General features: G+C 45.1%; 20 protein-coding genes and 3 pseudogenes. 15 read left to right on the forward strand and 8 right to left on the reverse strand.

The features are described from left to right. Positions 1–186: transposase (locus L1D55_RS23785; protein WP_239917338.1), on the reverse strand; the 186-nt coding region annotated here is incomplete at its 3' end. A 62-nt stretch (positions 187–248) separates the two neighbouring features. Then, positions 249–329: pseudogene (locus L1D55_RS27730) on the reverse strand (DUF2975 domain-containing protein); the annotation flags it as partial. A gap of 302 nt (positions 330–631) precedes the next feature. Here L1D55_RS27730 and L1D55_RS23790 point away from each other — a divergent pair. Further along, positions 632–2074: an N-acylglucosamine 2-epimerase gene (locus L1D55_RS23790; RefSeq protein WP_239919112.1), complete on the forward strand. Its 1443-nt coding sequence runs from the start codon at positions 632–634 to the stop codon at positions 2072–2074. 68 nt (positions 2075–2142) lie between these two features. On the opposite strand, the gene L1D55_RS23795 is transcribed toward L1D55_RS23790, so the two are convergent. After that, positions 2143–2550: a hypothetical protein gene (locus L1D55_RS23795; RefSeq protein WP_239919113.1), complete on the reverse strand. Its 408-nt coding sequence runs from the start codon at positions 2548–2550 to the stop codon at positions 2143–2145. 167 nt (positions 2551–2717) lie between these two features. After that, complete coding sequence (locus tag L1D55_RS23800; RefSeq protein WP_239919114.1) at positions 2718–4049, reverse strand: ferric reductase-like transmembrane domain-containing protein; 1332 nt, start codon at positions 4047–4049, stop codon at positions 2718–2720. 259 nt (positions 4050–4308) lie between these two features. On the opposite strand from L1D55_RS23800, the gene L1D55_RS23805 reads away from it, so the two are divergent. The 3 genes from L1D55_RS23805 (at position 4309) to L1D55_RS23815 (ending at position 6328) form a co-directional block, all read left to right on the forward strand. Continuing rightward, a complete protein-coding gene (locus tag L1D55_RS23805; RefSeq protein ID WP_239919115.1) occupies positions 4309–4974 on the forward strand; it encodes a flavin reductase family protein in 666 nt (221 codons plus the stop codon). 134 nt (positions 4975–5108) lie between these two features. Beyond that, the gene (locus L1D55_RS23810; RefSeq protein WP_239919116.1) at positions 5109–5900 is read left to right on the forward strand and encodes a CLCA_X family protein; all 792 of its coding nucleotides are present in this window, start codon (positions 5109–5111) and stop codon (positions 5898–5900) included. Positions 5901–6004: 104 nt separating this feature from the next. Further along, on the forward strand, positions 6005–6328 hold the full coding sequence (locus L1D55_RS23815) for a DUF4144 domain-containing protein (RefSeq protein WP_239919117.1): 324 nt from the start codon (positions 6005–6007) through the stop codon (positions 6326–6328). A gap of 97 nt (positions 6329–6425) precedes the next feature. Here the strand turns inward: L1D55_RS23815 and L1D55_RS23820 are convergent, their stop codons facing one another. Beyond that, on the reverse strand, positions 6426–7274 hold the full coding sequence (locus tag L1D55_RS23820; protein ID WP_239919118.1) for a MurR/RpiR family transcriptional regulator: 849 nt from the start codon (positions 7272–7274) through the stop codon (positions 6426–6428). A gap of 93 nt (positions 7275–7367) precedes the next feature. Beyond that, positions 7368–8975, reverse strand: coding sequence for a PTS transporter subunit EIIC (locus L1D55_RS23825; RefSeq protein ID WP_239919119.1), 1608 nt, complete (start codon positions 8973–8975; stop codon positions 7368–7370). Between the two features lie 228 nt (positions 8976–9203). On the opposite strand from L1D55_RS23825, the gene L1D55_RS23830 reads away from it, so the two are divergent. Both L1D55_RS23830 and nagA read left to right on the forward strand, forming a co-directional pair. Beyond that, positions 9204–9899 carry a putative N-acetylmannosamine-6-phosphate 2-epimerase gene (locus L1D55_RS23830; RefSeq protein ID WP_239919120.1) on the forward strand — a complete coding sequence of 232 codons (696 nt, stop codon included), beginning with the start codon at positions 9204–9206 and terminating at the stop codon, positions 9897–9899. A gap of 15 nt (positions 9900–9914) precedes the next feature. Continuing rightward, positions 9915–11054, forward strand: coding sequence for an N-acetylglucosamine-6-phosphate deacetylase (gene nagA / locus L1D55_RS23835; protein ID WP_239919121.1), 1140 nt, complete (start codon positions 9915–9917; stop codon positions 11052–11054). A gap of 163 nt (positions 11055–11217) precedes the next feature. Here the strand turns inward: nagA and L1D55_RS23840 are convergent, their stop codons facing one another. Continuing rightward, positions 11218–12546: an anaerobic C4-dicarboxylate transporter gene (locus L1D55_RS23840; protein ID WP_239919122.1), complete on the reverse strand. Its 1329-nt coding sequence runs from the start codon at positions 12544–12546 to the stop codon at positions 11218–11220. A gap of 422 nt (positions 12547–12968) precedes the next feature. Here L1D55_RS23840 and L1D55_RS23845 point away from each other — a divergent pair, with 422 nt between their 5' ends. The 9 genes and pseudogenes from L1D55_RS23845 (at position 12969) to guaD (ending at position 23416) form a co-directional block, all read left to right on the forward strand. Beyond that, positions 12969–13628, forward strand: a complete 660-nt coding sequence (locus tag L1D55_RS23845) for an HAD family phosphatase (protein ID WP_239919123.1) — start codon at positions 12969–12971, stop codon at positions 13626–13628. A 186-nt stretch (positions 13629–13814) separates the two neighbouring features. Beyond that, positions 13815–14441, forward strand: coding sequence for an HD domain-containing protein (locus L1D55_RS23850; RefSeq protein ID WP_239919124.1), 627 nt, complete (start codon positions 13815–13817; stop codon positions 14439–14441). A 39-nt stretch (positions 14442–14480) separates the two neighbouring features. After that, positions 14481–14996, forward strand: a complete 516-nt coding sequence (locus L1D55_RS23855; protein ID WP_239919125.1) for an N-acetyltransferase — start codon at positions 14481–14483, stop codon at positions 14994–14996. Between the two features lie 116 nt (positions 14997–15112). Continuing rightward, positions 15113–15799 (forward strand): annotated as a pseudogene (locus L1D55_RS23860) (DNA-3-methyladenine glycosylase I). Positions 15800–15993: 194 nt separating this feature from the next. Further along, positions 15994–16728, forward strand: coding sequence for a GntR family transcriptional regulator (locus L1D55_RS23865; RefSeq protein WP_128163459.1), 735 nt, complete (start codon positions 15994–15996; stop codon positions 16726–16728). 483 nt (positions 16729–17211) lie between these two features. Further along, positions 17212–18657, forward strand: a complete 1446-nt coding sequence (gene xdhA / locus L1D55_RS23870; protein WP_105024139.1) for a xanthine dehydrogenase small subunit — start codon at positions 17212–17214, stop codon at positions 18655–18657. Beyond that, positions 18650–21055, forward strand: coding sequence for a xanthine dehydrogenase molybdopterin binding subunit (gene xdhB, locus L1D55_RS23875; protein WP_239919126.1), 2406 nt, complete (start codon positions 18650–18652; stop codon positions 21053–21055). The genes xdhA and xdhB overlap by 8 nt, the downstream gene beginning before the upstream one ends. Before the next feature lie 49 nt (positions 21056–21104). After that, positions 21105–21986, forward strand: coding sequence for a xanthine dehydrogenase accessory protein XdhC (xdhC, locus tag L1D55_RS23880; RefSeq protein ID WP_004737505.1), 882 nt, complete (start codon positions 21105–21107; stop codon positions 21984–21986). Between the two features lie 59 nt (positions 21987–22045). After that, a complete protein-coding gene (gene guaD, locus L1D55_RS23885; protein ID WP_239919127.1) occupies positions 22046–23416 on the forward strand; it encodes a guanine deaminase in 1371 nt (456 codons plus the stop codon). Here the strand turns inward: guaD and L1D55_RS23890 are convergent. Next, a pseudogene (locus L1D55_RS23890) lies at positions 23413–23625 on the reverse strand (IS30 family transposase); the annotation flags it as partial. The gene guaD and the pseudogene L1D55_RS23890 sit on opposite strands and share 4 nt — an antisense overlap.

Raw genomic sequence — 23625 nt, forward strand, 5'->3', positions numbered from 1 at the left:
GGCTAGTTCTTGCTCTCGCTGACTAGTACTGGTGTCTTTCTTCGAGTTCTTTCGCCACCCGTAGATTTGAGATTCATGTAAAGAAAGCTGTCTTGCTGTCGCAGCTACTCCCACTTTATCTGCTAACTTCAGGGCTTCTGCTTTAAATTCAGGGGAATGTTTAATTCTAGTTTTCTTAGTTGTCATTGTTCACCTCGTTAGTGATTGTACTCACTTAACTCAGTGTCCAAAACTGCTGGGGCGGATCAGCACACCATGATAGGAGTAAGTACAAGAAAGGACTGCAATAGCATGCGGACACGTCGGCTTTGTTTTTGGATGTTAGACATAGTTAATGTTCCTGTTAAGTTGACAGGAGGATACTAAGATCAAAACAAATGATGACCAACAATAAATTATCGTTTTTCGATAATTCATTTCCTTTTAACACTATCACCAGTAAATAAAATAACGTTAGATTTATCATTTAATGATGAAGTCTTTAACTCGCTCTCGACCCGATTCACCTAACCTCCAATCACCTGAACCTTTACTCATATCGCAATAATTTTGTCGACTGTGATCGCCGAATCACAATGTGCAGACCTGATTGTTTATATTCAAACAAAATCAAATTATTAAGATAAACATCATGTTACGAGCCTCTATCGCATTACTCAGTATCACAAGCTTAGCTGTATCTGCCAATGTCACCCTTCCCTCTGGACAAGACTGGATCAATCATGCTTCTGAAGGGCTTGCGCCTTATTGGATGATGCCGAGCGCTCAGGGCGAACCGATAGGCAACTTCCCTACTTTTCGCTGTGATGATGGAACATTGCTTGATGTGACTAATGTTTGTCCTGAATTGAACAGAGGCTGGATCACACCTCACTTTGGCAAAGAGTTCACTCGGATGAAGTCACGCCAAACCTATGCTTATGGCGTGCTCTACCACCTAACCGGCGATAAACAGGCATTAGCGCTCGCTAAGCAAGGGGCTTACTACCTCATTGAACACTTAGAAGATGGACAAAATGGGGGCTTCATCAGCTTCACTAAAAACGGGAAAGCAGGGCTTGAGTGGCAACAGCGAACGGCTCAAGATCAAGCGTATGCACTAGTTGGATTGGCAATGTACTACTACCTAACTCTAGATAAACAGGTAGAGGAAGCGCTCATTGCCCAACAAGCTTTTATCTTTGATAAATATCGACTTAACGACAACAGCGGCCTAGCGTGGGTACTTGCCGACGGCGAAGATGGCAATGCCACTCAGCGGGAATTGGTTGCACAGCTCGACCAGATTAACGGCTACATGCTGTTAGTAGCCCCTCTGCTAAAAGACCCTATCAAGTCGAAATGGCTTGATGATCTGAATTGGCTGACAAAAACCATGGTTGAGCACTACCACTCCGAAGATGAACAGCGCTTCTACGGTGCGATTCATAGCAAAGCAGCCATGATGCCGAACGCCAATCACAATGATTTTGGGCACACCATCAAAGCGTATTGGATGACTTACCTTACCGGACAAACTCTGGATAACTCGGAATGGAAAGAGTTCGCTATGCAAGGGATGAAGCACACTTTAACCCAAGCGCAATACCAGAAAGACTTCTCCGATGTATCCCAATACTTTGGCGGCAAGCTTCAGAAGGCATGGCAAGGACGAGAGATTACTGGCTGGCAAAGCAGACCAAACACAAATTGGGCTTCCTCATGGGAATGGGCTGAACTCGACCAAGCGGCAATGACGGTATCGCTTGTCGATGGTTCGATGAAAGAAACCCTACAATACACGTTGCCGACTTTTCATGATGTGTGGGTCGACCATAAATACGGTGGCGTTGGGCTAGAACCTAAGCGTACTAAGGCATTTCACTGGGGCAACGGCTACCATCAGTTTGAGCACGCTTTGATTGGCTACTTATACGCGCGACAAGTGGAAGGCAAACCAGCAGAACTTCACTATGCACGGCCAACCGACAGCGAGATGCCAATGGAACCGTATTACTATCAAGGAGATATGGTTAAGCTGAAGAAGCTTGAGGGTGGAATGCAGAAGGTCAGCTTCAATAACATTCGACCTTAGCGGGTTGTCTAAAACACAATGAAAATGAGCCCGTTCAGAGGGCTCATTTCTCTATCTTTCTTGTTTTACTATCTTCTTTTGTTCTGCTCTACCAGCTTCTCATTCCATGCTGTATTGCCATCACGCTTAGAGACTTCATACTCCGCACAGAACTGGGATATGGTCATGTTGTTGTCGCCAGTGGCAAGCTTGAGAGCCAACTGAACTTGTTGCAGCTTGCTTTGCAGTCGCAAGATTTGACCAGCATTTGGGCTTTTCTCTTTGGCGTATTTTAAAGCCGCATGCTTACGTTCCGCCGCGCCAGCCCTGCGATCCGCTTCTGATAACAGATATTTTAACTGCGCAACACTCTTACCCTTCTTGAAAGCAGGTTCAAGCAGCTCAACGCACTCATCAAACGATGGATTGATAACGTATGGGTCTACTTTATGTGCCTGTTGGCGCATCCACTCTAGTGCGAGTTTTTCATCTGACATAATCAAATCTTTTCCAAAGAAATAGCCCTATATGGTATCGCTCAATAGCAAATGGCTGCAATAGCAAATTTAGTGAGAGCACCTTTTAGTTGGCTGAAAACGCAAAGCCATCCAAAGTCACCTCTCCAGGCATGATCAATTAACCGAGCCATAGATATCAAGCGCTGTTAACGCATCACAAACAACTCTTCGTGATAGTGTTTTTCGACATCAAATTGATAAGCGTCTAACTCTTTCTTCAATGCTGTTGAGAATAGTTCAGGCCCACAGAAATAGAGCTCATATTCATTCAGATCACCACATTGATTTGCGATTAGTCCGGCGTTTAGTCTTGGAGAATGCAAAGTATCAATGACGTTCAGCTTTACTCCCACCTCATGAGCTAAGCCTAGTAGCTCCTCAACCAAATGCTCGTCGATACCACGAGTACAGTAAAACAACTCGATTCGAGGTTGATCTTGTTGACTCTTGAGTGCTTCAAGTGTGGCAAAGAACGAAGCAATGCCGACACCACCAGCAACCCAGATTTGTGGCTTGCTCAAATCAAACTCAAGACGACCATAAGGTCCTTCAACTCTTACGCTATCACCCACTCTCACTCGCTCATAAAGGCCATTTGTAAAGTCACCCAACTCTTTGATCAAGAAGCGTAGCTCTGAATCTTCACTGCCAGAAACAATGGTAAACGGGTGCGGGTCTTCATTACCGAAGCGCAAATACGCAAACTGCCCTGCTTTGTGTCCCTGCCAAGATGCATCAGGTTTTAACACCAATTCCATCACTTGAGCTTGTGGAAAATAGCGAGTCGAAGCGATAGTCGCTGAGTGGCGATTACGACGCCCGACCAAACCCAACAAGCTGTATATCGCTGCGATAGATCCGGCCAAAGCAAATGCCACAGTTAAATAATAAATCGGCGCTCCCCAATAAGCGCGTTTAAGCAATATCACGGAGTGAAAAGCGATAAACAGATACGCGACTGACATCAAACGGTGAGACAGTTTAAATGGTTTGTATTTGACTGCCGCCCAAAGCGAAGCCACAAGTAGTACTAGCAACAAGTAGAAGCCCCACTCGCCAATACCCTGAGCAACTCCACGCAGTTCGTTGACCCACAGCTCCCAACTAGTCAACACCACTTGCGGCCCTGAACCATCATGTCGAACAGGCTTATCTAGCACACCAGACATCACTAACGACTTAGGTATTTGGTACCACAGCCAGTGTGTCACACCCAAGGCTACACCACCGATTCCTAGCCATTTATGTACTCGATACGCCTTGTCCATACCCTTGAGCCAATTCTCAACCATGGGTAAACGCATCGCCAAAATCATGGTGATGGACATTAACATCAGAGACAAAATACCTGAGTACTGAATCATGGCTGAGCGCCATTCAAAGACATCGCTTGAAGCGAATAATTGCGGTTCCATCGCAAACCAAAAGGCTGACATTGTGGCAATCATTGCCCAAATGATATTGCGGACTGTTTTCATTTCTTAACACTCTTAAATTCAACAGCATTACTTTAGCTTGCGTGATGTAAAACGACGTCAACATGCGTAAATCTATGCAAAGACGACTAACTGGCATGTGCTAGCAGATTCACAGGTCCCGATGCCACTGAACCAAGCAATCGATCGCACCAAGTGGACTCTCTGGGTTCGTGATTTCTTTGATCGATAAAAAGCCCATGTTCGTACATATAGGCTCATAAAAATGCAGGTTCATTTAATCAAGTAGGAAGAGAAAGGTATGAAGGACATCACCCTGTCAAAGAACGATCTTCAAGCCATGGAGCAGCGAGAGCGCACTCGTCTAGTCAACTCATTGTCAGGTTTCAAAAGTGCGAATCTGATTGGTAGCTGTGACAGTCAAGGGGCAGCAAACTTGGCAGTGATAAGCTCGGTGGTACATTTAGGATCGCACCCTCCGCTATTCGGGTTTATTGTTCGTCCGTGTAAAAGACGCCGCCACACCTTGGACAACATTCTCGAAACCAAGCAGTTCTTGATCAACAGCATTAGCGCTGACTTTTTCAAGAAAGCTCACCAAACCTCGGCGCGATATCCTAAAGAAGTATCCGAGTTCGAGTCGGTCGGCCTGACACCTTATTATGACGATGACTTCTCAGCGCCGTTTGTATTAGAAAGTGCTTTGAAAATTGGGTTGGAGCTGAAAGAACATATTCAGATAGAGAGCAATCACACCCAAATGTTGATTGGCGAAGTCGTCACGCTTCATGCCCCCAAAAATGCCTTTATGCCTGATGGATACTTGGATTTGGAGGCTTTAGACACAGTCACCATATCAGGGCTAGACAGCTATCACGTCACCCAGAGGCTACGCCGACTAAGTTACGCCAAACCCGATGAACCATTGTTTCCGCTCACACGCGAAGGCGATCCCAGCTCATGGTAGGCCCTTCAACCTAACCAAAGTCATTTTGTTCAGAAATTGGCTCCGAAAAGTGGTAACTTCCTCGGCTTAGGTTTGTAAGGCACTAAGCCGTACCTGATAGCATTTACGTTATACACTCATTTCTAAGGACTCCTTTGAAGTTAACCCACTTTAAGTACAAAACCCGCAAAGGCCCAGACTACCGACACGGCGATCAGGTGTCTTTCATGGATATTAAACAGACCTTCGGTATGGGAAGCATTCGTGTGGGCGCTTGGGTAACCAAAGAAGAGAAGGACTTAGCTGCGAACTTAATATTCGATTCATTAGCAGACCTGGCTTATATTTTGGCTCTGCCACCTGAAGCGATAGGCTTGCGTGGCACACTTGGGCTGGCATTTGGCAGTGGTGGCCGAAAAGGCGTGCAAGCGCATTACGCGCCCAACCAGCGTGAATTGGCACTCGCGAAAAACGCAGGTGCAGGTGCGCTCGCTCACGAATTTTGGCATGCATTTGACCACTACATCGCTGAAAAGGCGTTTGAGATTGGCGATACTTCAGGACCTCGCAAACACATCTTGTTTGCCAGCGATTGTTGGTTACACGATAGAAAGGTGCGACCTCATCCATTAAACGAGAGTCTGATGTCGCTGTTCGATGCCACGCTACTCAGCGAAAATAACTTGGATAAACACGATTACGTTGCCCGAAGTGTCATAGCCGACAAAGCGACGTCTGCCCGTTACTTCTCGTTACCAACAGAGATGATGGCGCGTGCTTTTGAGTCCGCCATTGAATCATGCTCAGATATCGAAAACTCGTACCTAGTCGATGGCACAACGAAGCCTGACATGTTCCCTCTCTATCCAGACCTCGCTCATAGAGAGGAAATCTACAATGCGATACAAGGCTATTTTGCACCGCTAGGCCGCTCTTTGAGCAAGTAGCTCTTAAAGTAAGTAACGTTTTGGACAGCTAGATCAATAGATGAACCAAGGCTCAAAACTGTTTATAGTCGATACACTTCAACATATATGATTCAGAGGCTGTAATGATCCATTGGCCATCTTTAGTCAAACTCGACGGCGATGATGAACTGATTTACGTCGCATCCGAGAGTGACTTTCAGGCAGAATGCTCAGACATGATCTTGGGCGAAGATGATTACCTCATTGATTCTGAAGGTAACAGCTATTCACTTAAATCCAGCTCAAATGAACTATCTCTCACCAAACGACCTGAGCAATACTCGGTTGAAAGCGTGACCAAACTGATTCGCAATCATGAGTTCCAGAAAGCCGAAGTGTGCCTAATGAAAATTCACTTCCCAACGATTGAAGAAGCTATTCAGTCTTTGGCGTTTGAAGCTCGTTAATATCGACTCACAAAACCAGTACTTCAAAGCTCCCAAACTAAAACAGCGCCAATTAAGGCGCTGTTTTCAAATCAAATCGACTACAATCGTTCGAGACTTAAACCATAAACGCCATCGTTACTTCGGCAGTATCCTTTACTGATTCAGCATATTCCTCATATTCAGCCACTAACTGATTGATCAATACGTCAACTAATAGCAATGCACTAACTTTTGATGCAAAGGCACCTCCAGTCAAAGGACCTTCCGGCCTAGCTGCAACTAACACTTCATCAGAAGTAACGGATAATGGGCTATGGCGAATGTTGGTTAAGCTCACCACTGGAGATTGCTGACTTTTCGCTCTTGTAGCAGCGTATACAACATCTTTAGTCGAACCAGAGCTTGAAATCGCAAACCACAAATCACTTGATTTCGACTTCACGGCACGCATTGCTGCAATATGAGTATCCTCAAACATAGTCGAGCATTTACCTATTCGGGTTAAGCGAAAAGATAAATAACGACCAACAATGCTCGATGCCCCAACACCGACACAGTTAATATTGTCAGCTTGGTGAATCATATGGCAAATGCGGTCAATCTGCTTTCGATCTATCAATGCTCCAGTATCTTGCAAGCTAGTGATTGCACTTTGAGTCGCGGCGTCAATTCTATCTGCGTTCTCATTTAAGGGTTCACTGTTTGTCTGTGAACGCGGCTGGCTAAGCTCGATAGCCAGCCCCATTCGGAAGTCAGAGTAACCTTTAAATCCCAAATCTCGACATAGGCGAATCACGGTTGCCTCACTTGTCACTGTATCTCTTGCTAGCTCTGTAATGGTGAGGTACTGAGCGCTATCGGCGTTAGATACTATAAAATCAGCTACTTTTTTTAACTTCGGGCTGTAGCCTTCCATGCCATAACGAAGGCGCGAGAGTAAATTAACTTGAGATTGTGCGTTCATAGTGCTCTTGGTTCCATAACTAACGCAGGGATTATAACGTAATTTCAAACAACAAGAACCTAGCGATTGCTAGGCTCTTGTCTCAATCAATTGTTACAACTGATATTTTTCTATTATTTGATTTTTATAAGTTTCAGCTTGGGTGCCGTAAATCAACTGAATCCCATTGCCGGAACGAATAACACCTTTGGCATCCAGTGACTTCCACACCTCATCACTAGCAGGTAGTTCGCTGTCTTTCACAGTAATACGTAGACGAGTAATACAAGCGTCAATCGAAGCAATGTTCTCTTTGCCACCTAGGTTGATGACAATATCATCAATCAAACTACCTTCTTTACCGTTGTAATCTTTACGTGTGTAAAGCTTGCTCTCGGCGTCGTTACGTCCCGGAGTTGAGTAGTTAAACTTACGAATCATGAAGCTGAATACGAAGTAGTAAATCACAGCGTAAATCGGGCCAAGAATCAGAATCCATTGATAAGATGTCTTCGCTGTTCCTTGTAACAGGCCAAAGAAAGTAAAGTCGATGATACCGCGAGAAAAAGTGATACCTACCGCTACATCTAACATATGCATTAACATGTAAGCGATACCTTCTAGTACAGCATGTACTGCATACAAGGCTGGTGCGACAAACAAGAAAGTAAATTCTAGAGGTTCAGTAATACCAGTCAGAAATGATGTTAGTGCCGCAGAAATAAGGATACCTTTAACCTTGGCCTTATTCTTATCATCTGCACAACGGTACATAGCAAGAGCTGCTGCAGGTAGACCAAACATCATAGGTAAAAAGCCACCAGTCATTGTTCGTGTTGCTTCTGAGCTAAAATGAACCGTCGTTGGATCTGCTAATTGAGCAAAGAAAATCTTCTGACCACCCGCAACCATTTCACCGGCAACTTCTTGTACTCCACCCAGTTCTGTATACCAAAATAGTGGATAAATCGCATGGTGAAGACCAAACACGTTCAACAAACGCATCAATGAACCGTAGAAGAAAGTACCTACATAACCCATTGCAGAAAAAGCTTCGCCTGCAAAAACAATAGATTTAAAAATCGGAGGCCAAATGAATGGGAACATAAATGCTAGTGGGATAAAAAACAGCATAGTCATAACTGGGACTAGGCGGTTTCCACTGAAGAACGCTAAATAGTCTGGCAATGTAACGTTTGAAAAACGGTTGGTAATAAAAGCCGATAGAAGACCACAAGTGATGCCCCCAAACACGCCAGTTTGCAAGGTAAATATACCAAGCTCCTTAGTGTACATTGAGGCTAAGCCCACAGCTTCATCTGGGTTTGCGCCAGCCGCGATTAAGCCTTCAACACTAGTAGTCTCTGGTGAAAAGCCTTGGAAACCTAGGACTGCACCAATCACAGTGTGAAATAGTAAAAAGCCAAGCACCGCTGAAAGTGCAGCTGTTTCTTTATTACTGTTTGCCATACCAATCGCAACGCCAACCGCGAACAGCAGTGGTAGGTTTACAAACACGAATAGACCTGCTTGGAAGCAGAGTACCAAGAACTGATTAGCAATTGTTCCCGGAGCTAAGAAGGTCAAATTATAAGTTTCAATTAGTGGCCCACTCGTAAATGCCCCACCAATCCCAAGTAAAATACCCGCCATTGGCAAAACGGCAATAGGCAACATAAATGCCCGACCGATCTTTTGTAGTACAGAAAAGATACCGTTCATGTACCCTCCAAACCCTTTGTTTTATTAATATTGTATTTAAACCGCAAAGCAGCTTCCCTTAGTCGAGTCAATTATCAACACAATAAAAAAATTCTTCAAACTACATGAAGAAAATCTGTGATCTTGATAAAAAATATTATCCTCCCTATTGATGAAGATTATTTTCATGAGTATAAATACGTCATAAGTTAGTTCTGAAAAAATAAAAATCATCTAAAGAGGCGAGTCATGAAGAACTGGGATATCACTAAAATAGCCAAAACACTGGCCGACACTATCGTCGTTTCTATCCAACCAGTTGAAGGAAGTCCACTCGACACCACCGAATTTGTTGTTGCAATGGCGAAAGCAGCAGAAATGGCAGGAGCACCAGCACTAAGAATTGAAAGCACAGCTCGCGTTGAAGCTGTTGCTAAAGCAGTATCCATTCCAATCATTGGTATAGTAAAAAGGGATTTACCTAATAGTCCCGTACGTATCACCCCTTTTGTGGATGATGTGAAGGCATTAGAAGCAGCTGGGGCCGCGATTATAGCCTTCGACGCAACAGATCGAACTCGACCAGAGGATCGTCAAGTCATCGCAAAAGCCATTGTTCAATCTGGCTGCATTGGCATGGCCGATTGTGCCGAGTTTGCCGATGGCTCTTGGGCTCATGAGCAAGGTATCGAATTAATTGGTTCTACACTTTCTGGCTACACTGGAGAAATTACTCCTGAAGAACCAGATTTTGAATTAGTCACCAAATTTGCTCAAGCAGGCTTTCTTACTATGGCGGAAGGTAGATTCAACTCTCCAGAGCTATGCAAGAAAGCAATCCAAGCTGGAGCACTTTCAGTAACGGTAGGCTCTGCATTAACGCGTCTCGAAGTCGCTACCTCGTGGTATCTCGATGCTGCCGCTAGTGCCAAAAAAGCTAAATGAGATAGGGATAGCACTATGTTGAAAGCCATTGCCGCACATACCTTGTTTGATGGTGAACGCTATTTAGAACACCACGCTTTAGTATTTGATCAAGATAAGATCTTTGGGATAACACCAATCGATAAAGTCGACTCAAATATCGAGTTGGTCAACTATGGTGACGCTACTATTATCCCAGGCTTTATCGATATCCAAGTCAACGGCGGTGGTGGTGTAATGCTCAATGATGCTCAATCTATTCCAGCAATTGAAACTATCATCAAAGCGCACCGCAAAGGTGGCACTGCATACTTATTGCCGACTCTCGTCAGTGAAAAACCTTCAGTGATGACTGCAGCATTAAACGCAGTTAAGCAAGGGATGGAACAAAGAGTTGATGGTTTACTTGGGATTCACCTAGAAGGTCCATGGTTAAACCCGACGAAAAAGGGCGCACACGATGAAAATAATTTCTACAGCCCAAGCCCTGCACAATTAAATGCTTTTCCGTGGCTAACTAATGGCATTAACTTCATCACTTTAGCACCTGAAAAAGTGAGCTCAGAGTCAATTAAATGGCTGAAAGATAAAGGTTGTATCATTGCTGCTGGACATACCAACCTTAACGAGCAAGACCTCACAGATAAAAGTGAGAATATACACGGCTTTACACATCTATATAACGCAATGTCACCACAGACAGGCCGCGAACTTGGAGCTGTCGGAGTCGCACTAAGTGAAGATAAGTACTGGGCTTCTTATATTGCAGACGGCATTCACGTTCATCCACTAAACCTACTGATGGCTTTTAAACTCAAACCAAAAGACAAGATGGTGCTTGTTACTGATGCGATGGCATCAGTAGGTAACCCAGATGAAAGTTTCACTCTTGATGGTCAAAAGATTCAAGTCAAAGATGGGAAGTTGGTAAACGAAGCCGGCAACCTCGCAGGCGCGCATATCACTATGGCTCAGTCCGTAAGGAACCTTATTGATTGGGGCGTTAGCCCAGAACACGCTTACCAAATGGCCAGCACTAACCCTGCCCATGCGATGAATCTTGAAAATGAACTAGGCTACCTAAAAGTAGGATACCGAGCATCTGCAACAATTCTTGATCAAAATGGCGATCCCAATTCAGTTTTAGTTGACGGAAATTTGTACTCCTGCCTATAGCAAAACTCCTGAAGGTCACTCAGCCCCTATTGAGTGGCCTTATTTTCATTCTATGACTTCCGAGTGCGTAAAGTTAATTAACCAATTTCTTTAATACACCATGATCAAACAAAAACAGCGCCAATTCAGGCGCTGTTTTTCGTTTCTTACTTAGCTAATTACATTAAGCGATAAAAATCTGTGCTAGTGCGTAGCCTAAACAACATGCGCCTACTACACCGATCAAGCCCACCGACATGAATGAGTGGTTGAAGTACCACTTGCCAATCTTAGTAGTGCCCGAGACATCGAAGTTCACCGTTGCGATATCTGATGGGTAGTTCGGGATGAAGAAGTAGCCGTAAACCGCTGGCATCAAGCCGATAAGCAGCGCTGGATCTAATCCTAGGCCAAGACCGACAGGCAACATCATACGTGCAGTTGCGGCTTGTGAATTCACCACAACCGATACGATGAATAGTGCTAGTGCGAAGGTCCAAGGGTAGTTCGTTACCATTTCAACTATGCCAGATTTGAACTGAGGCATTGCGTATTGGAAATAGGTATCCGACATCCAAGCGATACCGAAGATAGCAATCGCCGCCACCATACCCGATTTGAATACCACACCATTTGGTACATCACGTGGGTCAGTTTTAGTTGCCAGCAAGATGATACCGCCGAAGCAGAGCATCATCATTTGGATAATGACTGACATCTTAATTGGCTTGTCGCCGTCTACAATGGTTCTAATCTCAGGCACCATCGCCACAATGACGATCACGACAATAGAAAGTAGGAAAATTAATACCGCATTACGAGCTGAACTAGGTAGCACTTCATCTAATGATGTTGCTGTCGTGCTCTCAATGCGCTTTTTCCACTCAGGATCTTTCAAACGCTCTTGGTACTCAGGATCGTCATTCAGTTCTTTACCGCGTTTTAAGCTGTACAGAGAAAGTAGAAAAGTACCGAATAGCGTTGCAGGTACCGTCACCAATAGAATCGAAAGCAAAGTGATAGAGTGTTGAATATCCGATAGCTGCGCTAAGTAATAAACCACGGCTGCCGAGATCGGCGATGCTGTGATCGCAAGTTGAGATGCAACAGAAGCTGCTGCCATCGGGCGCTCAGGACGAATCCCGTTCTTCAATGCCACATCACCAATGATAGGCATGATTGAGTAAACCGCGTGGCCAGTGCCCAATAGGAACGTCATCGAATAAGTAACAAATGGGGCTATCATGGTGACGCGTTTCGGGTTCTTTCTCAGTACCCTTTCCGCGACTTGTAACATGTACTTCAGGCCACCAGCCGCTTCGAGGATCGACGCACAAGTCACGACCGCGAGAATAATCAGCATTACAGTAACCGGTGGCGACGTTGGTGGCATCTTGAAGATGAAGACCTCAATCACCAAACCAATGCCCGAAACAACCCCTAAACCAATACCACCATAACGAGAACCGATATAGAGGACAATAAGCAAAAATAGAAACTCAAAATACAACATAAGCAACCCTGCTAAAAATGTGGACTAGGGTTATTTTGTCTTTATGTTCAATGCGCTACTTATTGGTAGATCACACAATCATTGAGCGTTTTAATGGATTGTTTTTTATAAGATTATGGTCACGATAACAGGCCAATAAGTATCAAGAATGTAATTTTTCGTTCGAGCACAGCCGCTAGATTGTTATGCATTCTGATGTTCATTGTTTCTGTTAGAACATCGAAATCTATAAAATTAACCTATAAGATCTTTTGGCTATTAAAACAACAAGATGCATATCACCTTGATCGTAAAAAAACAAACTCTAAGTACTGCTTGCTATAAACCTTCTCGTTTTTTTCACAAAGCTTTGACTCGCCTATACCTAGTGGCTATGTCAAAATACTCGCCCTCATGACCACAACACATAAAGAACCACGGATATGAAATTCCAAGCAGCTATTTTTGATATGGATGGCCTACTCCTTGATACTGAACGCCTGTGTATGCAGATTTTTGAAGAAGCATGTCACGCGCAGGGTGTCCCTTTTTTAAAGGACGTTTACTTAGGCATCATCGGCTGTAACGCAAAAACTATCGAACAGATCTTTAAAAATGGTTATGGCGAAGATCTTGACTATCCGGCTCTAAATAATGAATGGCGTACTCGCTATAGCGCGATTGTTAAGAACCAAGCGATTCCGGTCAAAGATGGCGTGATTGAGCTGCTTGAATGGCTAAAGTCGAACGACATTCCAATCGCGGTGGCAACCTCCACGCAGCTTGACATTGCGAAGAAAAAGCTGGAACTTGCTGGCTTAGACTCTTATTTCACCTCATTAAGCACAGGCTGCGAAGTCACTAATGGTAAGCCTCACCCAGAGATCTACTTGCTGGCAGCAGAGCGCTTAGGCGTTGAACCTGAAACTTGCTTAGCGTTTGAAGATTCAAACAACGGTATTCGCGCATCGATGGCCGCCAACATGATCAGCTTCCAAATCCCTGATTTAGTCGAACCATGTGATGAAGTAAAGGCGCTTGGGCACACCATCAGTCCTTCTCTACATCACGTATTGGCACAGCTTCAACAAGCTGCAGCTTAAGCTTTCACTACCGTTGATAATGCTTTTATCAACGTAGACAAGCCTCTCTATCAAGCCGACTCACAGAGTCGGTTTTTTTGTTGGTATAGTTTTTATAAAAGATAAAAACTCACGCTTGAAACTGTTAAAGTCGATTTGAAATAAATGTTAGGTATTAAGCAACACAAGTAACGGAGACAGAGACGCGTGAAGGAAAAGTTTGAAGACCAACTGCTTGATTTTGCACAGCAAGAAATGACACAAGATGCAGCACACGACATCAGCCATATTAAGCGTGTCGTCAAAACTGCAAAAGCATTGTGTGCTCAAGAACAAGCTAAGCTTGAAGTCGTTTTACCAGCGGCTTATCTTCATGATTGTTTCACCTTTCCTAAGAACCACCCAGACAGAGCCCAAAGCTCGAAAATGGCAGCAGACAAAGCGATCGCTTTCCTTAAGTCTATCGACTATCCCGCGTCTTATCTTGATGAGATCCATCATGCCATTGTCACCCACAGCTACAGCGCCAACATCACACCGGAAACCTTAGAAGCGCAAATCGTCCAAGATGCGGATCGCCTTGATTCTCTCGGTGCAATTGGTATTGCTCGCTGCCTGTACGTAGGTCAAAGCTTTAACGCTGAACTGTACAACCACGAAGACCCGTTCGCGAATCAACGTGACTTAGATGACAAGCATTACAGCGTCGATCACTTCTACGTGAAGCTGTTTAAGCTCGCTGAAACCATGAATACCGAATCCGCCAAGTTAGAAGCTAACAAGCGCACTGACTACATGCGCGGCTTTCTTGAGCAGTTGAGCGCGGAAGTTTAGTGGCTTAGAAAAAGAGACACACGACAAGGAAAGAAGGATATGGAAATAAACCGCTTTAAGGCATCCGATGCCGACGAGATCGTCACTTGGTTCACATCGCTCGAAGACTATGTGCTTTGGGGAGGTCGAACCTTTGGTTGGCCGTTAGAAGCCGAATCGATTATCAAACGCTCTCAAGAACCTCAAGTTGAGCTTTATACCTTCTCTGAATCTAGTGATCTCTCTGAACCAAGTTCAAACAGCAATCACACTGAACTGATCGGGTTTATGGAGTTTCAACGTATGTCAGACAGTGAACTTCGCTTCTGCCGAGTCGCCATTCATCCAAGTCAGCGTGGTAAAGGATTTGGACAGTCCATGATAGAAAGTGCATTAGACGCTGCGAAACAAATCCCTGATGTCACCACCATCAGCTTAGCGGTCTTTCAGCAGAATATCGGAGCAAAACGTTGCTACGACAAAGCGGGCTTTCAAGTGGTCGACAAAGAACCAAAATGCAAAGAATTCAATGGCAACACCTGGCCTCTGTACCAAATGGAATTAAAGCTCAGCTAGCGTGTTTTACTCGGCTTGTTCGTTTTTATTAACAGACTTACTTTAGTTAACAGAATCGTTTTAATTGCCAGATTCGACCCCATATCTTAGAACATCGCATTAATTTGGAACCTTCAATGACCCAAGAAAAATTCGACACCATTTATCAACGTGCGGCCCATCGTAAAGGTGGAGCAGCCGAACTCGAAAAGATTGTTCGAGCACCTCTATCACAAGCCCAGCTATCACAAATCACCGACGACCGCTGGCTAGCAGCTTTTACTGAAAAGGTGTTCCAGTGTGGTATTTCTTGGAATGTGGTGAGAAAGAAATGACCACAATTTGAAGAAGTGTTCTTTGGATTCGACATCGAAAAAATGCTGATGCTGCCAAATGAAATGTGGGAACAGAAAGCGCAAGACCCGCGTATTATTCGTCACCTCACTAAAGTCATGACGATTCCTGCTAATGCCATGATGATCCGCAATGCCAAGCGTGAAGCGGATTCATTCTCACAAATGGTTGCCGACTGGCCTTCAGAGCGAATTACAGAATTGTGGGATTACCTGAAAAAACACGGCAAGCGATTGGGCGGAAATACAGGCGCCTACACCTTACGTCAAATGGGTAAAGACACTTTCATTCTGTCTTCTGACGTTGAAGCGCACCTGCGAAGTACGAATGTGATCGACAGCGGACGTAACACCAAGCGAGCCCAAGTTGCGGCAAGTAAAGCTTTCAACGAGTGGCAGCAGCAATCAGGTCGTAGCCTCAGCGAAATCAGCCAGATCGTTGCTTACAGCTGTGGTGATAACCGCGTTTAACAATCGTGAGAGTGGCTTAAAACGGAATATTTGGCACAGTTCCCTGCAAACTAAATGTTATAAGTCATTAACAAATAAGCGTACCTCGCACTTTCATCCGGTGGCATTGTATAGATAAATGTATACAATATAGATTAATACTCATGAATTATTCTCGACCAACTCGACTCGACTAAACAAGGGCCCTTATCTCTATGACAGCTCTCAAAAACTCTGTCTCCAAAGGTGTAAAAACAAAAGTAACAGGCCAGACTCAAGACGATGTTGTTTACTGCCATATCTTCGACGCAATATTAGAACAAAGGCTGCCACCAGCCACAAAATTAAGCGAAGAAGCACTAGCAGAAATCTTCGGAGTTAGCCGCACAATCATTCGCCGTGCCTTGCTGCGTCTCTCTTTAGAGCAAGTTGTGGTTATCCGTCCTAACCGAGGTGCCATGATTGCTGCGCCAACGGTAGATGAAGCCAAGCAAATCTTCAAAGCGCGTGAAGTGATGGAAATCGCTATCACAGAGCTTGCCGTTAAAAATGCAACCAAAGCGCAAATTGAAGAGTGCAGAAAGCTGGTCGCAAAAGAGAACTGCGCCTTTGAGCAAGGTGACTACGGCTCTGGTTTACGACTGTCTGGTGAGTTCCATATCAAGCTGGCTGAAATGGCAGAAAACGCTCCTCTGCTCGCTTTCCAACGCAGCCTAGTGTCACAAACCTCTCTGCTTATCGCTCAATACGAAACAGGTAATCACTCGAACTGTTCTTTAGATGAACACGAAGGGTTGCTTGATGCGATTGAGTCTGGTGATGAAGAACAAGCCGTTGAACTCATGCAGGAACACCTTAATCACATTCGTTCTAAGCTCAATCTAGACAGCAGCACAGCGTCTAGCGATCTGCATGTTGTGTTCTCTGATCTACTTAAAAGCAAATCGTAACAAACAATTGATAGCGAACCTCTAGCAATTGTTTGTTACCAACCTTCTTTTAGCAGCTTTTGTTAACAACTTTTTGTTAACAAGACGGGAGAGAAGTAAGCCACTGTGTTTACTTCTCTTTTTTGTGTCCTCTCCAAAAGACTAAACACAAAGATCGGTGCATTTTCACCTCTAACTCCCCCCTATTCAGACCTAAACGAAAAATTTGGTCTCGTTTACATAATTCCACAAACGCCAAAACCTTGCCTTTATTTTGTATACATAGCCAACAATTCATTCACAGCATAAAACTTAACACATCTAGTAAAAACCCATATAAAACATAGCTCTAAAAATAAAAAAGGATTGTATACAATCTAAACAAACACCTCATTGTTGCATTTTTGTAAATAAATAGTTGACCACAGGGTCAGGATGGATAATTATTGACCTAGAAGTCAAAAAGAATACACATGGAACAATGTCGATTTACAAGGAGGTCTCTTGATTACTTTTTTGCTCAATCAGGAAATAAGACGTGAAGACAATCTGTCGCCAAATATGACAGTGCTCAATTACCTTCGTACCAAGATAAATAAAACAGGTACCAAAGAAGGCTGTGGGTCAGGTGACTGTGGCGCATGTACCGTCGTTCTCGGTGAAGTAGTTGATGGACAACTGCAATACCGTTCGGTGAACTCTTGCCTTACATTTGTGTCAGCGTTACACGGTAAGCAGTTGATCACAGTAGAAGATCTGCAAAACCGAGATAAGTCATTACACCCAGTACAGAAAGCGGTTGTCGATTTTCACGGCTCCCAATGTGGTTACTGCACACCGGGCTTCATCATGTCGATGTTTGCGCTTGGTAAAAACAAACCAGATGCAAGCAAAGAAGACGTCATGGAATCATTGGCTGGTAACTTATGTCGTTGTACTGGCTACCGCCCTATTGTTGATGCTGCAATGTCGCTTTCAACAGACCAACCTTTGATTGATCAATTTGCTGAACTCGAGCGCAAAACCATCGAGAAGCTAGAAAGTATTCAAGACACCGAAGCCAACTTACGCCTTGGCCATCTCACTGCTTTTTCCCCGAGAAGTACCGATGAGTTGGCCAAGCTTTTCCAAGCTCACCCGAACGCTAAGCTGGTTGCTGGCGGTACGGATTTAGCACTGGAAGTAACGCAATTCCATCGCGAAATTGAAACACTGATCAGCGTAAACCTTGTTGAAGACATGAAGGTATGTGAAGAGACAGACACCGATTTAATCATTGGTGCCAACCTTCCAATCAGTGACTCTTACTCACTTCTGAAAAAACACTACCCTGATTTTGGTGAACTGTTACACCGCTTTGCTTCGCTGCAAGTACGTAACCAAGGCACCATCGGCGGCAATGTTGCCAATGCTTCGCCTATCGGTGATACGCCTCCCCTGCTGATTGCGCTTAACGCGAAAATCAAACTGCGCTGTGGTGATGAGTCACGCATCATGCCGATCGAAGATTACTTCATCAGCTACAAGGTGACAGCTCAAAAAGAGAGTGAATTCATTGAGCAAATCATCATCCCTAAACCAGCCAATGACAGTTTCCGAGCTTACAAGCTATCTAAACGTTTAGACGATGACATCTCTGCAGTATGTGGCGCGTTCGATATTCAAGTGGAAGAAGGCAAGGTAACACACGCTCGTATCGCCTTTGGTGGTATGGCAGCAACGCCTAAGCGCGCAACCCGTTGTGAAAATACGTTATTAGGCAAACCATGGACAGACGCTAATATTAAGTTAGCGATGCAAGAACTGTATAACGACTTTGAGCCGCTATCTGATTTCCGTGCAAGCCAAGAATACCGTTCATTGTCGGCGGCTAACATGCTGCGTCGCTACTTCATTGAACAACAGAACAAAAACAACCAAATCGAAACAAGGGTAACGTCTTATGTCTAAATCAAATTCCTCTGTTCACGAGAGCAATGCGATGACCCACGAAGAGATGGTTGCCATTGCAAAACAAGACCTAAAAACTGGCGTGGGTAAAAGCGTTAAACACGACAGTGCTGCCAAACAAGTAACGGGCGAAGCGGTATACATTGATGACCGCCTAGAGTTCCCAAATCAACTGCACGTGTACGCACGCCTGAGCACACAAGCACACGCGAAGATCACTAAAATCGACGTATCACCGTGTTACGAATTTGAAGGTGTGGCAATTGCTATCCAAGCCAAAGACGTACCGGGTGAGCTGGATATCGGTGCAATCCTACCGGGTGACCCACTGCTTGCTGACGGCAAAGTAGAATATTACGGTCAACCCGTGATTGCCGTAGCAGCAAACGATCTAGAAACGGCACGAAAAGCGGCACATGCAGCCATTATTGAATACGAAGAGCTACCTGCCATCCTTGATGTTAAAGAAGCGCTAGCAAAAGAGCACTTCGTGACAGAGAGCCACACTCAACAGCGTGGTGACTCAAAAGCAGCATTGGCAAAAGCGAAACACGTGATCTCTGGTGACCTAGAGATCGGTGGCCAAGAGCACTTCTACCTAGAAACTCAAATCAGTAGCGTAATGCCAACCGAAGATGGTGGCATGATCGTCTACACCTCAACACAGAACCCGACCGAAGTTCAAAAACTAGTTGCGGAAGTGATTGGCGTACCGATGCACAAAGTCGTGATTGATATGCGTCGTATGGGTGGTGGTTTTGGTGGTAAAGAGACTCAAGCAGCCTCTCCTGCGTGTATGGCAGCGGTGATTGCCCACCTGACAGGCCGACCGACCAAAATGCGCCTACTGCGTAACGAAGACATGCAGCAAACCGGTAAGCGACACCCGTTTTACAACCAATACACCGTCGGCTTCGACGACAATGGTGTGATTCAAGGTGCTGACATTACCGTTGCAGGTAACTGTGGTTACTCGCCAGACTTATCAAGCTCTATCGTAGACCGTGCAATGTTCCACTCAGACAACGCTTACTATCTAGGCGATGCAACTGTGGTTGGTCATCGATGCAAAACCAACACAGCATCGAACACTGCGTATCGTGGCTTTGGTGGTCCACAAGGCATGATGACTATCGAACACATCATGGATGAGATTGCGCGTTACCTGAAAAAAGATCCTTTGGAAGTACGTAAGGCGAACTACTACGGCGAAGAAGGCCGTAATGTAACCCATTACTACCAAACCGTTGAAGACAACTTTTTACCTGAGATAACCGAACAGCTTGAACGCAGCAGTGACTATCACGCACGTCGTAAAGAAATTGCTGAGTTCAACAAGCAGAGCCCTATCTTGAAGAAAGGTCTTGCTATCACACCGGTGAAATTCGGCATCTCGTTTACTGCGACTTTCTTGAACCAAGCAGGTGCGCTTATCCATATCTACACCGATGGCAGTATTCATTTGAATCACGGTGGTACGGAAATGGGGCAAGGCTTGAACATAAAAGTGGCACAAATCGTTGCACAGGAGTTCCAAGTCGATGTCGAACGTATACAGATCACCGCTACAAACACAGACAAAGTTCCGAACACATCACCAACCGCAGCCTCATCGGGCGCCGACCTCAACGGTAAGGCCGCGCAAAACGCAGCAATAACCATTAAGCAGCGCCTGATCGACTTCGCTTCTGCACACTTCAAAGTGTCTCCAGAAGAAGTGGTGTTTAAGAACGGCATGGTGCAGATCCGCGATGAAATCATGACCTTCAACTCATTTGTTGAACTGGCTTGGTTTAACCAAATCTCGCTATCGAGCACTGGCTTCTACCGCACTCCGAAGATCTATTACGATCACGAGAAGGCGCGCGGTCGTCCGTTCTACTACTACGCCTACGGTGCTTCTTGTTCAGAGGTCATCATCGATACTCTCACTGGCGAGAACAAGATTCTGCGTGTTGATATTCTGCATGACGTGGGCGCTTCACTGAACCCCGCGATTGACATCGGCCAAGTCGAAGGCGGCTTTGTGCAAGGTGTCGGCTGGTTAACGACAGAAGAGCTGGTATGGAACCAACAAGGTCGCTTAATGACCAATGGCCCAGCAAGCTACAAAATCCCTGCGATTGCGGATATGCCAATTGATTTCAGAACGCATCTTTTGGAAAACCGCAGCAACCCAGAAGACACAGTATTCAACTCGAAAGCCGTGGGTGAACCACCTTTCATGTTGGGGATGTCGGTATGGAGTGCATTGAAAGATGCGATTAGCTACGTAGCTGTTGATGGTGCAATTCCTAAGCTCAACACACCAGCAACGCCAGAGCGTATTTTGATGGCGATACAGGAAGTCTCTGAAACAGCCCCGACTTCGGTCGATGCTCAATCAGAAACGGCTTAATAAGGCTGATATCGAGCTTAGGAAGCAGAGAAGGGATTTAGGAGGACATATGTTTAAGGATAATTGGATTCACGAACTGGCAAAACTGGAAGAGAACTACGAACCATGTGTCATGGTGACAGTGCTTGAAGACAGAGGCTCAGTGCCACGTGATGCGGGTACCAAGATGCTTGTCACTCGTGACCGAATCATCGCTACGATTGGTGGTGGTCACCTTGAACATGTGGCCACTAAAATGGCGCGTGAAATGCTGATTGCCAGTGAAAAATCGCTCAAAGTGGAACGCTTTAACCTAGGGGCTCGTTTAGGCCAATGTTGTGGCGGAATGGCAACATTAAGCTTTGAACCGATTGGCACTCAACAGAACCACCTCGTGCTGTTTGGCGCTGGTCATGTGGCAAAAGCGCTGCTGCACATTGTCGCGACCCTACCCTTCCGTGTGACCTGGATTGATGAACGTGAAGAAGTGTTCCCTGACACGCTTCCTCACGGTGTCAAAAAGCTAGTCACCGACGATCCGGTTGGCGAAGTTAAACACATGCCACCGAACAGCTACTACCTAGTAATGACCCACAACCACCAGCTTGATTTCGATTTAACGAAAGCCATTATCGACCGTGAAGACAGCCGTTACTTCGGCATGATCGGCTCGCTGACCAAGCGTAAGAAGTTTGACTTCCGCTTAGAGCAACGTGGTTACAGCCAAGAGCAAATTGAAACTATGATTTGCCCAATTGGCATTAGCGCTGTGAATGGCAAACATCCCGCTGAAATCGCGGTATCGGTTGCGGGTGAACTGATCGCACACTATCAGGGCCAAGCGCTTGAACAAAAGCGCCCAACCAAACAATATCAAAATCAGGATTTGACCGATCAACACAGTCAATCAAGCGATGTAGGTGAACCTCCTTTGGAAGAGAAGATCGCCTAATACAAGTCGCAAAGCTTCAGTAGCCATAACGTTACTGAAGTCATTAAAAGGAAGTAAACATGACAACGCAACGCAAAGCTTATCGCGCCAGTATTTTACACAGCGTAGCCGACCCAAAGGACGTCGGTATCGATGAGTCTTACGACTATTTTGAAGACGGTGTTTTAGTGGTTGAGAATGGCCACATCGTAGACTTAGGTCATGCCGATGACGTATTGGCGCGTCAGCCTAAAACACTCGAAGTAAAAGAATACAAAGACAAACTGATCACCTCTGGTTTTATTGATACGCACATCCACTACCCTCAAACGGGGATGATCGCGTCTTACGGTGAGCAGCTACTTGATTGGTTAGAGAACTACACCTTCCCAGAAGAAAAACGTTTCAAAAACCCAGTCTACGCGCACAAAGTGGCGAAGCTATTTCTAGACGAACTGGCGAGCAACGGCACCACGACAGCACTCGTGTTCGGCACCGTACACAAAGAGTCAGTCAACGTGTTCTTTGAAGAAGCTGAGAAGCGTAACCTACGTATGATCGCAGGTAAGGTTTTGATGGATCGCAATGCGCCCGATTACCTCACCGACACTCCTGAATCTGGCTATGAAGATTCAAAAGAACTCATCGAGAAATGGCATAACCGCGGTCGCTTACACTACGCAGTAACGCCACGTTTTGCACCAACCAGTACGCCAGAACAGTTGGCGACGGTTGGGAAATTACTCGAAGAGTACCCAGACGTTTACATGCACACTCACCTTTCTGAAAACAAGAAAGAGATCGACTGGGTTCTAGAATTGTTCCCAGAACGCGACAGTTATTTAGATGTGTATGACCACTATGGCTTGCTGCATAAGCGTTCAGTATTTGCACATGGTATTCACCTATCAGACTGCGAATGCAAACGCCTAGCGGATACCGATTCTGCAATCGCCTTCTGCCCTACTTCCAACCTGTTTTTAGGCTCTGGGTTGTTCAAGCTACCAAAAATGGAAGAGCACGGTATTCGTGTTGGAATGGGAACAGACGTTGGCGCTGGTACCAGCTTCTCGATTCTACAAACCATGAGCGAAGCGTACAAAATCATGCAGCTTCAACAAGAGAAACTTCACCCTGCTAAATCGCTGTTTTTGGCAACTTTAGGTGGCGCACGTTCTCTGCATTTAGAGGATAAAATCGGTAACTTAGAAGTAGGCAAAGAGGCCGACTTCGTAGTACTGGATCTGCACGCGACACAACTGATGCGCTTCAGAATGGAACAAGCGACCAAGCTTGAAGAAAAACTATTTGTACTAATGAGCTTAGGTGACGACAGAACCGTCAGCGAGACTTACATCTACGGTGAGAAAGCCTACGACGTGAATTTCAAAGATTACAAAAAGCTTGTGAGTCCCGAATTCAAGTCCGAAGTGCGACACTTCCCCATTTAAGCAGCCATGCACATTTCTTTGAATATCACGGCTGGCTGTTTAAAGCCTAAACACTTCTTTGGCCTGTAATTTATTCTTGCCATGGCGAGAGATATCACGTCCTCACTAACTTCACGTAAATCAGAACCTTTCGGTACATATTGACGAAGCAGACCGTTAGCATTCTCGTTTGCTCCACGCTCCCATGAACTGTATGGATGTGCAAAGTA

The sequence above is a fragment of the Vibrio sp. Isolate22 genome (genome assembly GCF_022398115.1).
Lineage (GTDB): Bacteria > Pseudomonadota > Gammaproteobacteria > Enterobacterales > Vibrionaceae > Vibrio.